Below are 14,579 nucleotides of genomic sequence, written 5' to 3' on the forward strand. Positions count from 1 at the left end.
TACAATCATGGACGAAGGCCAAAAGACGGTCCGAGAGCATGAAGAAAAAGGGCTCCCGCCGCCGGCAAGCTGATGTTAATCCTGTGTGGTTGTTCATTCTGCACGCTTATTCGCGAGCCCGGGTCGCCTTCCATTGTTCTCTCACCTCTTCTTTTCGCCGTTTTTTTTGAAATATAAGAATGTATAGGTTTCACACGATCCCTTATCCTTATATTTCTCGCTGAAACGGTACCGTCCTTTAAAGGGACGGCAAAGCCGTTTCCACTTGGTTGAAACACTTGTCTAGTATAACGCCGGGATATGGCTCTTACAAGAGAAATTGTTTTCTGTTATAAGGCCCCTTCAGCATTGTATGGACTTGACGAAAAGGAGGTTCATGATTTAAAGTGAAATTTAAGAAAAAGCATCGTTCAGATGCTTAAGGTTATTCAACTGAATACAGCTAAATCTTATCAAGAGCAGGTGGAGGGACTAGCCCGATGAAACCCGGCAACCGGCGTGTGAACGCACGGTGCTAATTCTTGCGGAAGCTTTGCAGGGCGTTGTTCGTCCGGCGGAAGTTCTCTGGCAGATGAGAGAGGCGCATATGACTGCATGATATGACCTTTCTCGCCCGGGAAAGGTCTTTTTTCGCTACCCTGCCTCAGGTTGAACCACCAAGTGGAACCCCATTTCAGTTAAGGAGTGAACAGCAATGCCTATCAAAATTCCCGACAGCCTGCCGGCCAAAGAAGTATTATCCGGTGAGAATATTTTTGTAATGGATGAAAGCCAGGCCTTCCATCAGGATATCCGTCCTCTCCGGATCGCCATCCTGAACCTGATGCCTACCAAAGAAACTACTGAGACCCAGCTGCTGCGCCTTATCGGGAATTCCCCGCTTCAGGTGGATGTTGTTCTGCTGCACCCCAGCTCTCATACGTCCAAGAATACTTCGGCAGAGCATTTGAAGAGCTTTTACAAAACCTTTGATGAGATCAGCCACCGCCGGTTCGACGGCTTGATTGTAACCGGCGCTCCCGTAGAACAGCTGGAGTTCGAGGATGTCAACTACTGGGAAGAGCTGAAAGTGATTTTTGAGTGGAGCAAGCAGAATGTAACCTCGACCATGCACATCTGTTGGGCGGCGCAGGCAGGGCTGTATCATCACTTCGGCGTGCGCAAGGTGAGTCTGCCGGACAAATGCTTTGGAGTGTTTCCGCATACAATGAGCCATAATAATGTCAAGCTGCTGCGCGGCTTCGATGAAGTGTTCCATGTTCCGCATTCCCGCCATACCGACGTCACCCGTGAAGATATTGAGCAGAACCCGGAGCTGCAGATTCTGGCAGAATCCGAGGAAGCCGGGGTGTACCTGGTGGCTACGCATGACGGGAAGCAGATTTTTGTCACCGGACATTCGGAGTATGATCCCTTCTCCTTAAAATGGGAGTATGACCGGGATATCGCCAAGGGGCTGGAGGTTGCCCTGCCGAAGCACTATTATCCCAAGGATGATCCGACACGCACACCGCCGGCAGTCTGGCGCGCCCATGCTAACTTATTATTCGCTAATTGGCTCAATTACTATGTATACCAGGAGACTCCTTACGATATCGGGGCATTTATCTAAGAGGTTGACTTATTCTTAATAGAAGTAATTAATCAGGAGGCAATGGAGATGGATGAGAAACTGAGAATTGAGAGCAGACTGGCACAGATTGGTTCAATGGAGGACCCCGCCACCGGGGCCATTAATTACCCGATTTATCATGCGACGGCCTTCCGTCACCCGCGGCTTGGACAGAGCACAGGCTTTGACTACATCCGCACCAAAAATCCTACCCGCTCTGTCCTAGAAGAAGCGGCAGCAGCCCTGGAATCCGGGGATGCCGGCTTCGCCTGTGCCTCCGGTATGGCTGCACTGACTACAGTGTTCACCTTGTTTGGACAAGGGGACCATCTCATTGTATCGCTGGACTTGTACGGCGGTACTTACCGGCTGCTGGAACGGATTCTCTCCAAATACGGCATCAGCGCCTCCTATGTAGATACGAATGATCTGGATGGCCTGGAAGCGGCCCGCCAGCCGGGCACGAAGGCTGTATTCATTGAGACGCCGACCAACCCGCTAATGATGATTACGGATGTCGAAGCCGTATGTACCTGGGCCCGCCGTCACGGGCTACTCACGATTGTGGACAATACGCTGCTGACCCCGTTCTTCCAGCGCCCGTTGGAGCTTGGCGCAGATATCGTGGTTCACAGTGCGACTAAGTATCTGGGCGGGCATAACGATGTGCTGGCGGGGCTGATTGTGACCAAGGGTGCAGAATTGTCGGCTGAAATGGCTGTCCTGCATAACTCCTTGGGAGCCGTTCTCGCGCCGAATGACAGCTACCAGCTGATGAAGGGCATGAAGACCCTCGCCCTGCGTATGGAGCGGCATGAGAGCAACGCCCTGGCCATTGCCCGTTATCTGCAGGAGCATCCGGCGATTGCTGAGGTCTTCCACCCGGGCCTGCCGGACCATCCGGGCTATGCGATTCAGAACCGCCAGTCTTCCGGCAACACCGGGATCTTCTCCTTCAAGGTAAAAGAGGCCAGCTATGTGGAGCCGCTGCTCCGCCATATCAAGCTGATCGCCTTCGCCGAGAGTCTGGGCGGTGTGGAATCGCTGATGACCTATCCGGCGATACAGACCCATGCCGATATTCCGGCTGAAATCCGCGATGCTGTAGGCGTGGATGACCGGCTGCTGCGCTTCTCTGTCGGCATAGAGCATGTAGATGATCTGATCGCCGATCTCGGGCAGGCCCTGGAGGCCGCCCGGAGCGAGCTGGAATAATGCGATGCGCCGCCGGACCTGCCCGGCATGCGAGATTCGCAGAACGTACAAGCAGCAGTGCCTTTGTGCACTGCTGTTTATTTTGCCTGGGACAAGGGCATTTATTCGGTTCTGTGCAGCGAAACATTTTTCAAGAACAGCCGATTGTGATACGATGGGAGAACGGACTATTTTTATTTCAAATTGTATTTATCTCATAGACTTCATAGATGAAGAGGAGGCCGTCAACAGTGAGTGCAGTCGATCTTATACTGGATAAGGCACTGAAGGGTGAACGTCTTCAGTTGGAAGATACGGTCACATTATTCGAGAGCAATGAAATTGAGAAAATGGGCGCTGCCGCAGATATTATTATGAAGCGCTGGCACCCGGAGCCAGTGACGACATTCGTCATCGGCCGCAACATTAACTACACCAATGTATGTGATGTATACTGCCGATTCTGCGCCTTTTACCGCAGACCCGGTTCGGAGGAAGGCTATGTGCTTCCCGATGAGACGATCTACCAGAAGATTGCCGAGACCATGAGCGTAAACGGAACCGAGATTCTGATGCAGGGCGGTACGAATCCCAATCTGCCGTTCAGCTATTATACGGATATTCTGCGCGGCATCAAGCAGCGGTTCCCGGAGATTACGATGCATTCCTTCTCACCGGCGGAGATTATGAAGATGGTGGAGGTCTCCGGCTTGCCGCTGGAGCAGGTCATGCGTGAGATCCATGCTGCGGGCCTCGATTCCCTGCCGGGCGGAGGCGCAGAGATTCTCGATGACCGTACCCGCCGCAAGATCAGCCGGCTTAAGGGCTCCTGGCGCGAGTGGATGGATGTCATGCAGACCGCACACCGGATCGGCATGAATACAACAGCCACGATGGTGATTGGTCTTGGCGAGAGTATGGAAGAACGGGCGCTGCATCTGCTGCGTGTCCGTGAAGCCCAGGACGAATGTATTGCGAACAAATATGATTCCGAGGGCTTCCTGGCGTTCATCTCCTGGACCTTCCAGCCGGATAATACGAACCTGAAGCTGGACCGCCAGACCCCGGAGGAATACCTGAAGACCGTAGCCATCAGCCGCCTGGTGCTGGACAATATCAAGAACTTCCAGTCCTCCTGGGTTACGATGGGGCCTGAAGTAGGCAAGCTCTCCCTGCAATACGGCTGCAACGACTTCGGCAGCACGATGATTGAGGAGAACGTAGTCTCCTCGGCGGGCGCGACCTACAAGGTCAACATCGAGTCGATCACCCAGCTCATCCGCGAAGCTGGCAAGATTCCGGCGCAGCGCAACACGCGTTATGACATTCTGCGCACATTCGAGGATGCGAGTGTCAAGATTGACAATGATTTTGTGATGCAGAACTAAGTGAATGTATAGGGTGCTTTTGGCATAATGAAATAACATTAACAGTAAGAGTTTAACAGTAAGAGTTTAACAGTAAGAGTTGTGGAGATTATCCACAGCTCTTTTTTGTTTTTAAGGAAATTGTTTTAGCTATTTTATAAACATGCTCCAGGCGATTTTAAAAAATAAAATGTTTGGAAAATATGGGTTATGTTTAAAAAAAAGTGATATATATTCTTTTTATTCCAAATGAATATCAAATAAATATTGGAGGAGATTAAATGAAGAAAGTAGCTTCAATGATTTTTACTATTCTCTTATTTTTCGGGGGGTTCTCAGCAAGTAATTTAAACGCAGAGGAAGGTGTGAATTCATTAGAAGACTCCGTTAGATTAGAAAACGCTCTTGAAAAGAGAGTAGAATTTGGACTTAATAATGATGAAAGCGCTAAAATTTTTAATGATAATAAATATATATCAAAGAAATATGGAATTTATTTATCTTCATCTGAAGAAGAAGCTTTGACAAAAAGGTTCGAACAGCAAGATAAATTGATACCTCAAATTAAAGAATATTTTTATTCAGTGCCAGAACTTAAAGAAAAGTATTTGGGATTATATATTGATCAAGCTAATGGTGGGGAAGTTCGAATAATTATAAAATCTCAAGAAGATAGTTTGCAAAAAGGGACTGTAAGTAATGTGACGTACTTAGCAGAACAATTTGAAGATAAGTTCAATATTGAATTACCGATATCCTTTGAAGAGGGAGGGTATTCAGAAAAACAAATAGAGGATGTATCAATGCTAGTTTCTGAAAACATAGAATTGATCTCTCAGGATATAGATATACGTTATGTTACAGGAGATTTTATTGGCCAAAAGGTTAAACTTGGTATAACTAAAAGTAATATAGATAAAGAGTACGCATTAAGTAAGATAAGTTCTATAACACAACAGGATCAATCTTTGTTTGAAATTGAAGAGTTAGATGATGATTATTCCACAGTAGATTCTAGCAGAACAACCACAACAAGTCCGTTACAAGGTGGTTTAGCAATTGATTCTTCACCCTCAACATCAGGCGTATGTTCAATGGGCTATTCAGCGATTGATGCGAATTCTAATCCATATGTTATTACAGCCGCGCATTGTTGGTATAAAAATTCTGGTGTGGGAATATATCAAGGAGGTAATTATATAGGTTATACAAGTAGCCTAAGCCACTATGGTAACGAAGTGGATGCGAATGGTATTAGAGTAACTTCAAATTCTTTGCTAAGTAATAAGGTATATAAGGACTCTAATTTAACGAGTGTGGAAGTAGCAGGCAATGATGTATTAGGTCAAGTAGTTTGTATGTCTGGTAGAAACAGAGGAGAATCAAGCTCATGTGGGACCTTACAAAGTAAAGCGCACTACAATTATTGGAAAGATCCTAATGGTGTGGACGTTTGGTTTGATTCATTGAGATTAGCAACTTTCGCACAATCAGGAGGTGATAGTGGAGGAACAGTTTTTAGTAGAGGAAAACTTATGGGACTTCATAAAGGATACTCAAATGATTATTCTGCTTATTCTCATGTGACTCATATTACTAATCGACTTGGATTAACTCCAGTTACTTGGTGAGAAATTTAAATTTAATGCAACATCTTTTTGTAAATGAATGTCTATATATTTGTATCACAAATATATAGAAATGAGGGAAATTATGAAACTTAAATATTTTTTGTTATTAATATTGATTGTACTTGTTGGTTGTAACGATGTAAAAGTTAATGATGTATCAAACAGTGCTGGGGATGCAGATTCAATGAATCATTCTGGATGGGATATTAATGGTTACATTGTAGATACAAAAGAAAATTCAAAAAAGCTTATTGTGTGGGGAGTTGAAAAGGATGAAATAGAAAAATCAAATGTAGAGGAAATTATAAAAAAAGCTGATCCAAACGCAATGTGGATCTCTACAAAAGATCTTTCTAATTCTACTTCATTAAAAAAAGGAGATAAGGTCTTTGTTTGGGTTGATCAAGTGGATTCTTCTTTTCCATCAAGTGGTAAAGCAACAAGGATCGAATTAGATCAATAGTAAAAAAAGCAAACTGATCACCATCAGTTGTTTTTTTTACTGCTTCACCCAGCATAGGTGTCATCTCTAGGGTCTGAAATAAACTCATAGCCAATTCAAGAACGGTTCTGCCCATTGGAATCTTCTTGAATTGGCTTTTTTTGCGGTTTTGTTCACCGGATTGTGGGTTTTCTATCGTTATTTTTTACAATAAACGATGAATTAATGTGAGATTTTACACAACAATTTATAAGAGTTGATGGAATTTGATAGATTCATAGGGAAGGCTATGATACAATTTTTCGGACAGTGGTAGAATAATATAGCAATTACAGGGAGGAAATTAGATTTATGGGAGAGAGAAGATGGAACAAGCCGATAGCTTCTTTATTGGCTACCACAGTTCTGGCAGCACAGATGCTGGGCGGAGTATTCAATGTTCCTGTGCTGGCGGCAGGAAAGGCGGAGGCTTCTCCGGTGATTAATCCGGGAACCATTAATTTACGCTTGATGAGCACGACTGATGTTCATACGAACGTATATGGATGGGACTATTTCAAGGGTGCCGCCTCCGCGACTGTAGGTCTGGACCGTACTTCAACCTTAGTAAAGGCTGCACGCAATGACGCAGAGGGGAAATACAACCTTTTGCTGGATAATGGCGATTTAATTCAAGGAACACCGCTGGGAACGTATATGGCCCAAGTGTCTGATTTCAGGACTAGCGAAGACCAGATTCATCCGATCATCGCAGCGATGAACCTCATGGGTTATGATGCAGCAACCTTCGGCAATCATGAATTCAATTATGGTTTGGATTATCTGGACCGGACAGTTAAAGGCAATGTAAGCAGCGCAACTTATAAGGAGTCTACGGGAGCGAAGTTCCCTTATGTGAATGCAAATATTTATAATGTGTCCGATAATGATAATACATTTGAACCTTATAAAATCATCGATAAAGAGGTAAAGGACAGCAACGGCAACACCGTTACCATTAAAGTCGGCCTCCTGGGTCTGGTTACTCCGCAGATCATGGAGTGGGACAAGGTGAACCTGGAGAAAAAGGTTATTGCCAAAGATATTGTGGAAACGGCGAAGAAGTTTGTTCCTGAAATGAAGACGGCTGGTGCGGACGTTATCGTCGCCATGACTCATTCCGGGTTCGACGCTGCTGCCGCAGAAGGAACCGGAGCAGAGAATGTCATTAACCTGCTGAGCAAGGTCCCTGGCATCGATGCCATTACCTTCTCGCATACCCACAAGGTATTCCCGACGAACGGGGATGACAGCAAGCTGGATGCTTCCTTCAAAGATCCATCCACCAAGCTCCCTTACAATAATGATGTAGCCAAGGTAGACAACCTCAACGGCCATATTAATGGCACTCCGGCAGTACAAGCGGGCTATGGCGGAGGTTACCTGGGCCTTATCGATCTGAAAATCGCCCAGAACAGCAGCGGCAAATGGGCAGTAGACAAAGCAGCTTCCAAGGCTTCTACGCGCTCTATTGCTGGCGCTGCCGTTGACACCGCTATCGATGATCTTGCCGGAGCGGCACATCAAGCTACGATTGATTACGTGAATCAGCCGCTTGGTGTAACTTCTGCGCCGATGAACAGCTATTTTGCTATGGTACAGGATGATCCGACAGTCCAGATCGTAACCTATGCCCAGCAGCAGTATGTATCTAACTTAATTCATACGAACGAGAATCTGGCCGGCTACAGAAACCTGCCGATCCTGAGCGTCGGCGCACCGTTCAAGGCTGGACGCAACGGCCCTGAAGAGTATACAGATATCAAGAAGGGCGACCTTACAATAGCCAGTGCAAGCGATCTGTATCTATATGACAATACGCTTAAGGCGATTGTAGTGAAAGGTTCGACCGTCAAAGAATGGGTAGAGATGAGTGCAGGAGCGTTCAACCGCATCAAGCCGTCCATCTCTACACCGCAATCTCTGTTAAATTCAGCATTTGCTGTGTACAATTTCGATGTGATTGACGGCATCCAATATACGCTTGATGTCACCCGCAATGCCAAGTACAAGCCCGATGGAAGCATCAACGATAAATCCTCCAGCCGGGTAACCTCCATCACTTATGGTGGCGAGCCGCTGGACCTGGATCAGGAATTCGTGGTCGTTACCAACAACTACCGTGCAAGCGGCGGGGGTAACTTCCCAGGTGTCAAAGAAGCGAAAATGATTATTGATTCCCAAATGGAGAACCGCCAGGTGCTGATGGATTACATCAAGGAAGCGGGAACAGTTGATCCAACCGCAGACAACAACTGGTCGATTTCTCCTATCGAAGGGAATGTCACTGTAACGTTCCCGTCTTCACCTAAAGCAGAAGCAGTCGCTCCTGCTAACATTAAAGCTACGGGTGCTACAGATGTCAGAGGCTTTGAAATCTACAACCTTGACTTGAAAAAAGCTCCTCCAACCCCAACGGGAGATGTTGAAGTTCACCTACTGGGCATCAATGACTTCCACGGCCAACTGGACACTACCTCGGTGGTGAATGGTGAAGCTGTAGGCACAGCGGCTACACTTGCTGCTTATTTGAAGGAAGCCCGTGCCAAATATGAGCATTCGCTGCTGTTCCACAACGGCGACTCTGTGGGCGCATCCGCTCCGGTATCTTCGCTGGAACGGGACAAGCCTACGATGGAATGGATGAACCTCATGAAGTTCGACGTCGGCACCCTGGGGAACCATGAGTTTGACCAAGGTGTTGAGGCGATGAAGGCTCAAATCTATGGCGGCAAGGACCCTAAGAACGAGAAGGTCGACCATAATGGCGCAGATTTCGATTATATCAATGCCAACGCAGTAGACAGCACCACCGGCAAACCTATTATCACCCCTTATGTTGTAAAAGAAGTTGGCGGCGTGAAAATCGGCTTCATCGGAGTTGTGACCAAAGCAACGCCAAGCAAAGTATCGCCAGCCGGTACAGCTGGTGTGAAATTCCTGAGTGCCGAGGAAGAGGTCGCGGCGATTGAGAAATATGCGGCCGAGCTGAATGCTCAAGGCGTCAAGACGATCGTGGTGCTTGCCCATGATCCGGCAACAACCAAGGTTGATCCGGTTACCAAAAAGAATGTATCCACCGGTGAAGCTGTAGATCTGGCTAATGCGCTTCCTGCCAATTCCCCGGTTGATGTGATCGTAGCCGGAGACAATCATGGCTATGCCAATGATACGGTGAACGGTAAGCTGATCGTTCAGGCTTACTCTTACGGAACGGCTTTTGAAGACATCAAGCTGGTGATTGACGGAGCTACAGGTACAGTGAAGAGTAAAACAGCTACTGTAACGAACACGGTTCAGAGTAAAATCACACCGGATGCCGAAACTAAGGCATTGGTAGACTACTATCTGAATCTTCACCCTGAGCTGACTCAGCCCGTAGGAACTACTGACGGTACAATAACCCGTACCGATGCCTACACTAAGGAATCAGCATTGGGTAATCTGATTGCAGATGCGATGCGCAGCGCTGATTTCGAAGACGGTTCTACGGTTCCTGCTGATTTCGCCTTCATGAACCCGGGCGGTATCCGTGCGGATCTTCCGAAAGGTAATGTAGCGTTCGGAGATCTGGCGAAGATTCAGCCATTCGGCAACACACTTGTGAAGCTGACGCTGACTGGCCAGCAGATCAAGACTCTGCTGCTGCAGCAATGGGCGGTTAAGGCTGACGGCACCGCAGACACGAAGACCCTGCAAATCTCAGGTCTGAAATATACAGCCAACATGTATCTGCCGGTTGCAGAGCGTGTGGCTAACCTGACCAAGACAGACGGAACACCTATTGAAATGTCGAAGAGCTACACGGCTGTAGTCAATAATTTCATGGCTGCGGGCGGCGATAATTACAAGGTATTGACTGAGGCGAGCGCCTCGCTGGCCGGACCGATTGACCTGAATGTATTCTATGAATATATCGTCAAAACATTCAACGGCGGTGCGATCACTGCTGCCATTGAAGGCCGGATCACTAATGTGGAGAAAGACCCTGGAACAGCTACTCCAAGTCCTAGCTCTAATCCTGGTACTGGATATAACCCTGGACCGGTTGTAACAGCAACGCCTAAGCCGACAGCTGCGCCATCGGCTACGCCGGCAGCTTCTGCTACACCAGCTCCTGTGGCTACACCGGCACCTACAGCAACTCCTGTTGTAGCCTTCAAGGATCTGGGCAAGGTAGCCTGGGCCGCAGATGCCATTAATGCACTGGCAGCCAAAGGCATTATCAAAGGGATGGACAGCACGAACTTTGCGCCTACCAAAAGTGTGACCCGCGCTGAATTCGTAACCATGCTGGTTCGTTCACTTGATTTGAGCAATTCGGCTTCACCTGCGAAATTCAGCGATGTGAAGCCGGGAGTCTGGTACTCCGATACAATTGCTGCGGCTGTCAATGCAGGTCTTGTAAAAGGCTCCGGCAACGGTAAATTCGAGCCGGGACGTGAGATTACCCGTGAGGAAATGGCGATTATGATCGCGAATGCCCTGAAAGGTCAGCTGCAGCCGGTAGACGCTGCAACGTTGAACAAATTCACGGATAAGGCCAAGATTGCCCCTTACGCCCAGCAGGCAGTGGCACAGCTGACTCAGATTGGTATCGTCAACGGAGTGGATGCCAAGCAGTTCGCACCGAAGAGTATGGCTAACCGTGCTCAGGCTGCGGTCATTATCTTCCGTATGCTGGAGAACAAAGCTTCATAAGTTAAAGTTTCATCATCATGTGATCATGAAATGATAATCAACCAGAGAGAAGGCCCGTGCTGAAAATAGCACGGGCTTTTTTCGCAGTTTACAATTGTATCCAAAAGTGATATCATAATCATATCAAATACATATCTAATGGAGGCGGCTTTATGAAAGAGAAAATTTTGCATCCGGTCAGCGGTTTTTGGGTCATTGCTCTTATTGCCATTTGTATCGGCGGCGGGATTTATGGTGCGGTTCAGGAATATGTGGCATTGCCTGTTATCCTGTTCGTAGCGGCGTTCATTTTGAGCACCAGTATATCCGTGGTTCAGCCTAACAAGTCGGTGGTAGTGACTTTTTTCGGCCAATATGTGGGCACTATTGCAGCAAGCGGACTCTTCGCGGTCATTCCGTTCAGCATCCGTAAGACGGTATCTCTCCGGGTCCGCAACTTCAACAGCGTGAAGCTGAAGGTCAATGATGTGGAAGGTAATCCGATTGAGATTGCTGCGGTGATTGTGTTCAAGGTCATTAATTCCGCCAAAGCGCTGTTCGATGTAGATAAATATATGGCATTTGTGGAAATTCAGAGTGAGACAGCACTGCGTCATGTGGCGAGTAAATACCCTTACGATAACTTCAATGAGACCGGCATGTCCCTGCGGGCCAATGCTGATGAAATTGCCAAAGAGCTTGCCGTAGAGCTGCAGGAACGCTTGTCCCTTTCAGGTGTAGAGGTCATTGAAGCCAGGCTGACCCACTTGGCTTACTCTACCGAGATTGCCAGCACGATGCTGCAGCGCCAGCAGGCTTCGGCCATTCTGTCCGCCCGCCAGATCATTGTGGAGGGGGCTGTCAGCATGGTCGATATGGCGATCCGTCAGCTTAAGGAGAGCGGTGTAGTTGAACTGGATGAAGAGCGCAAGGCAGCAATGATCAATAACCTGATGGTCGCGATTGTGTCTGAGCGCGGCGCGAGCCCGGTAATCAATGCCGGCTCGTTGTACTAAAGGCGGTAATATTATGGCGGCCAAAAAAAGCTTTCCGCTGCGGATCGATCCCGAGCTGCACGAAGCGCTGGAACGCTGGGCGGGAGAAGAGTTTCGCAGCGTAAACGGACATATCGAATATTTGCTGCGTGAGTCTTTGAAGCGTGCAGGCCGCTTGCCGGTTAAAAAACGCCGGGAAGAAGAATAATCTGCCCGGGGCGGCGGCCCTTCTGGCCTGAAGACGGACAGCCGTTTTGCGCTTGACGGAAGATAAGCTGAGATTTATAATTGCCTTAATTCATGTTATCAGCGTTGACGAAGATATGAACCACTTGCTTTGGACCGTTTCAGAGAGAGGAAGCCTCAGGCTGCAACTTCCTCCGGTACCGGTATTGGTTTACCCCTTTGTAGCTGCGGTTATGAACTCCTGTCGGCTTCCGTACTCCGGAACCTTATCGGATAGTAAGAACCGCCGGTTCATGGCCGTTATCCCCATGCTAACGAAGGATTATATTCTGCAGTGCAGCATAAGCGGCAGCTGTAAGAATAGATCGAATTTGGGTGGAATCACGGGTGCAATCACTCGTCCCTTTGCGGGACGGGTGTTTTTTGTGTGAAGAGTTCAAGGAAGTATAGCCCAACAAACCTTAGGAGGAAGTAATCATGTCAGTAAATATTAAGCTTCCGGACGGATCGGTCCGGGAATACGCAGACGGCAGCAGCATTGATGATGTAGCCGCCTCTATCAGCAGCGGACTGCGCAAGAACGCCGCAGCAGGCAAGCTCAACGGGATTGTCGTAGACCTGTCAACACCGCTGCAGGAAGGCGATCTGGTAGAGATCGTAACCCTTGATTCGCCGGAAGGTCTTGAAGTGATGCGCCACAGTACAGCTCACCTGATGGCGCAGGCGGTAAGACGCCTGTTCGGCACCAAGGAAGTGAAGCTTGGAGTAGGTCCTGTGATCGAAGACGGCTTCTATTATGATATGGACCTGGAGCATCCGCTCAATCCCGAGGATCTGCTGAAGATTGAGAAGGAAATGGACCGCATCGTCTCGGAGAATCTGCCGATTGTCCGGCATGAGGTCAGCCGGGGGGAAGCACTGGAGCGCTTCGGCGAGCTGGGTGATCCTTACAAGCTGGAGCTGATTGAAGCTCTGCCGGAAGACAGTGTCATTACGATCTATGAGCAGGGCGAATTCTTCGACCTCTGCCGTGGCCCGCATTTGCCGTCAACGGCCAAGATCAAGGTATTCAAGCTGATGAATGTGGCCGGGGCTTACTGGCGCGGGGACAGCAAGAATAAGATGCTGCAGCGTGTCTACGGCACAGCCTGGATCAAGAAGGCACAGCTGGATGAGCATCTGCGCCTGCTGGAGGAAGCTAAGAAGCGCGACCACCGGAAGCTGGGCAAGGAGCTGGAGATTTTCACCTTCAACCAGTTAGTTGGACAAGGCCTGCCGATCTGGCTGCCTAAGGGCGCGAAGCTGCGCAGTATTCTGGAGCGTTATATTGTAGATCTGGAAGCAAGCCTCGGATACCAGCATGTCTATACTCCTGTACTGGGGAACGTAGAGCTGTACAAGACTTCCGGGCACTGGGAGCACTATCAGGAAGATATGTTCCCTAAGATGACTATCGATAACGAAGAGTTCGTGCTGCGCCCGATGAACTGCCCGCATCATATGATGATCTACAAGAGCTCGATGCACAGCTACCGCGATCTGCCGATCCGTATTGCCGAGCTTGGGATTCAGCACCGTTATGAAATGTCAGGAGCCTTGACTGGTCTGCACCGCGTGCGTTCCATGACGCTGAATGACTCGCATATCTTCTGCCGTCTGGACCAGATCAAGGGCGAGTTCATCCGCGTGCTGGAATTGATTAAGCAGGTATACAGCGACTTCGGGATTGAAGATTACCGGTTCCGCCTGTCCTATCGTGATCCTAAGGATACTGAGAAATATTATGCCAACGACGAGATGTGGGAGACTGCACAGCGTATGCTGCGTGAGGTAGTCGAAGAAGCCGGCCTGCCGTTCTACGAAGCCGAAGGCGAAGCAGCCTTCTATGGTCCGAAGCTCGATGTGCAGATTAAGACTGTACTCGGCAAAGAAGAGACACTCTCGACCGTACAGATTGACTTCCTGCTGCCGGAACGCTTTGAGCTGGAATATGTAGGCGACGACGGCCAGAAGCACCGCCCGGTTGTCCTGCACCGCGGGATTCTGGGAACGATGGAACGGTTCGTAGCCTTCCTGCTGGAGAACTTTGCCGGTTCACTGCCGCTCTGGCTGTCTCCGCAGCAGGTGAAGATTATTCCGGTATCGTCAGCCTTCGACGACTATGCGAAGGAAGTGGAGGCGAAGCTGCTGCGCAGCGGCATCCGTGCGGAAGTGGATTTACGCAATGAGAAGATGGGCTACAAGATCCGTGAAGCTCAGCTTGAGAAGCTGCCGTACATGTTCGTGGTCGGCGAGAACGAGATGAATGCGGGCAGCGTAGCAATCCGTAAACGCGGTGAAGGGGATATCGGTGCCCAACCTCTGCAGGAAGCGATTGATTCACTTGCACAGGAAATTGCCGGACGTGTAATTTAATTCAGTCTGATTACTGAA

Annotated in this window: 9 protein-coding genes and 1 riboswitch; all 9 genes read left to right on the forward strand. The window is 48.6% G+C overall.

Features of this window, described 5'->3' with window-relative positions:
- The first annotated feature begins 446 nt into the window (after positions 1 to 446).
- Positions 447 to 578, forward strand: a riboswitch (SAM riboswitch).
- A 116-nt stretch (positions 579 to 694) separates the two neighbouring features.
- The 9 genes from metA to thrS all read left to right on the forward strand — a co-directional run bounded on the left by metA (position 695) and on the right by thrS (position 14,561).
- Complete coding sequence (gene metA / locus MKY12_RS07250; RefSeq protein WP_339313293.1) at positions 695 to 1,612, forward strand: homoserine O-succinyltransferase; 918 nt, start codon at positions 695 to 697, stop codon at positions 1,610 to 1,612.
- A gap of 48 nt (positions 1,613 to 1,660) precedes the next feature.
- Positions 1,661 to 2,827, forward strand: a complete 1,167-nt coding sequence (locus MKY12_RS07255) for an aminotransferase class I/II-fold pyridoxal phosphate-dependent enzyme (protein WP_036722449.1) — start codon at positions 1,661 to 1,663, stop codon at positions 2,825 to 2,827.
- A gap of 230 nt (positions 2,828 to 3,057) precedes the next feature.
- Positions 3,058 to 4,194: a cyclic dehypoxanthinyl futalosine synthase gene (mqnC, locus tag MKY12_RS07260; protein ID WP_339254980.1), complete on the forward strand. Its 1,137-nt coding sequence runs from the start codon at positions 3,058 to 3,060 to the stop codon at positions 4,192 to 4,194.
- Between the two features lie 260 nt (positions 4,195 to 4,454).
- Positions 4,455 to 5,804, forward strand: coding sequence for a S1 family peptidase (locus MKY12_RS07265; protein ID WP_339313295.1), 1,350 nt, complete (start codon positions 4,455 to 4,457; stop codon positions 5,802 to 5,804).
- An 82-nt stretch (positions 5,805 to 5,886) separates the two neighbouring features.
- Entirely contained in the window at positions 5,887 to 6,267 is a 381-nt protein-coding gene (locus tag MKY12_RS07270) for a DUF3221 domain-containing protein (protein ID WP_339313296.1), read from the forward strand.
- Between the two features lie 330 nt (positions 6,268 to 6,597).
- On the forward strand, positions 6,598 to 10,986 hold the full coding sequence (locus MKY12_RS07275; protein ID WP_339313298.1) for a bifunctional 2',3'-cyclic-nucleotide 2'-phosphodiesterase/3'-nucleotidase: 4,389 nt from the start codon (positions 6,598 to 6,600) through the stop codon (positions 10,984 to 10,986).
- 152 nt (positions 10,987 to 11,138) lie between these two features.
- Positions 11,139 to 11,981 (forward strand): SPFH domain-containing protein, encoded by an 843-nt coding sequence (locus MKY12_RS07280; protein WP_036722389.1) that lies wholly within the window; start codon positions 11,139 to 11,141, stop codon positions 11,979 to 11,981.
- Between the two features lie 13 nt (positions 11,982 to 11,994).
- On the forward strand, positions 11,995 to 12,168 hold the full coding sequence (locus MKY12_RS07285; protein WP_036722388.1) for a toxin-antitoxin system HicB family antitoxin: 174 nt from the start codon (positions 11,995 to 11,997) through the stop codon (positions 12,166 to 12,168).
- Between the two features lie 455 nt (positions 12,169 to 12,623).
- Complete coding sequence (thrS, locus tag MKY12_RS07290) at positions 12,624 to 14,561, forward strand: threonine--tRNA ligase (protein WP_209872960.1); 1,938 nt, start codon at positions 12,624 to 12,626, stop codon at positions 14,559 to 14,561.
- Positions 14,562 to 14,579 lie beyond the last annotated feature (18 nt).

This window comes from Paenibacillus sp. FSL M7-0896, from assembly GCF_037975415.1.
GTDB lineage: Bacteria > Bacillota > Bacilli > Paenibacillales > Paenibacillaceae > Paenibacillus_AQ > Paenibacillus_AQ silagei.

Bases quoted from the DNA above. Each gene is read 5' to 3' on its own strand.
- metA (WP_339313293.1), top strand. From the start codon at position 695: ATGCCTATCAAAATTCCCGACAGCCTGCCGGCCAAAGAAGTATTATCC.
- MKY12_RS07255 (WP_036722449.1), top strand. From the start codon at position 1,661: ATGGATGAGAAACTGAGAATTGAGAGCAGACTGGCACAGATTGGTTCA.
- MKY12_RS07265 (WP_339313295.1), top strand. From the start codon at position 4,455: ATGAAGAAAGTAGCTTCAATGATTTTTACTATTCTCTTATTTTTCGGG.
- MKY12_RS07270 (WP_339313296.1), top strand. From the start codon at position 5,887: ATGAAACTTAAATATTTTTTGTTATTAATATTGATTGTACTTGTTGGT.
- MKY12_RS07275 (WP_339313298.1), top strand. From the start codon at position 6,598: ATGGGAGAGAGAAGATGGAACAAGCCGATAGCTTCTTTATTGGCTACC.
- MKY12_RS07280 (WP_036722389.1), top strand. From the start codon at position 11,139: ATGAAAGAGAAAATTTTGCATCCGGTCAGCGGTTTTTGGGTCATTGCT.
- MKY12_RS07285 (WP_036722388.1), top strand. From the start codon at position 11,995: ATGGCGGCCAAAAAAAGCTTTCCGCTGCGGATCGATCCCGAGCTGCAC.
- thrS (WP_209872960.1), top strand. From the start codon at position 12,624: ATGTCAGTAAATATTAAGCTTCCGGACGGATCGGTCCGGGAATACGCA.